At 45.0% G+C, this 912-nt stretch carries 1 protein-coding gene; it reads left to right on the top strand.

What is annotated here, in order from left to right:
* Nucleotides 1-912: two-component regulator propeller domain-containing protein (locus tag AB5935_RS27240; RefSeq protein WP_368328004.1), on the top strand; the 912-nt coding region annotated here is incomplete at both ends.

A 912-nucleotide genomic window follows, 5' to 3' on the forward strand; every position in this document is an offset into this window, starting at 1 on the left:
GAGCGGGATTACTTTATCACTGATGTTACCGGATTTATGAAAAATCTGGAGTCATGGGGAGTTCCGGAACAGGTTTTTGTAGACCGGGAAGGGAATACGTGGCTTAGTGTGGCAGGTGAAGGATGTTACCGTTACAAGGAGGGTGGAAAGAGACTCTTCTTTTCGTATACGGAACATTCGTTGCCGGAGTATGGAGTGACACAAATGGCGGAATGTAGTGACGGAATCTTGTTGATTTATAATACGGGACTGCTTGTCTGTCTGGATCGTGCCACATTGGCGATTAAATGGCAGTCTGATGAAATTAAGAAATATATTCCGGGAGGAAAGACGATAGAACTTTCGCTTTTTGTAGATAGAGACAATTGCATCTGGGCATACAGTCTTATGGGAATCTGGGCGTATGATTGCGGAACAAAAAGTTGGCGGACAGATTTGACCGGTATCTGGTCGTCACGTCCGGACGTAATTATTCATGCGGTGGCACAGGATATAGAAGGCAGGATTTGGGTTGGAAAGGATTATGACGGCATAGACGTGCTTGAGAAAGAAACGGGGAAAGTGACTTCTCTTGTTGCCCACGATGACAATGGACGGAGCTTGCCTCATAATACAATTTATGACTTATATGCTGACAGGGATGGTGTCATGTGGGTAGGTACTTATAAGAAGGGGGTATCTTATTATAGTGAAAGCATCTTTAAGTTCAATATGTATGAATGGGGAGATATAACTTGCATAGAACAGGCGGATGAAGATAGACTGTGGCTCGGAACGAACGACCATGGGATTCTTTTGTGGAATCGCTCTACAGGAAAGGCGGAACCTTTCTGGAGAGACGCCGAAGGACAATTGCCGAATCCCGTCGTGTCTATGTTGAAATCGAAAGACGGCAAATTATGGGTAGGGACA

Origin of the sequence: Phocaeicola sp. RTP21198st1_B8_RTP21198_201120 (assembly GCF_040929485.1) — a bacterium.
Classification (GTDB): domain Bacteria; phylum Bacteroidota; class Bacteroidia; order Bacteroidales; family Bacteroidaceae; genus Phocaeicola; species Phocaeicola dorei.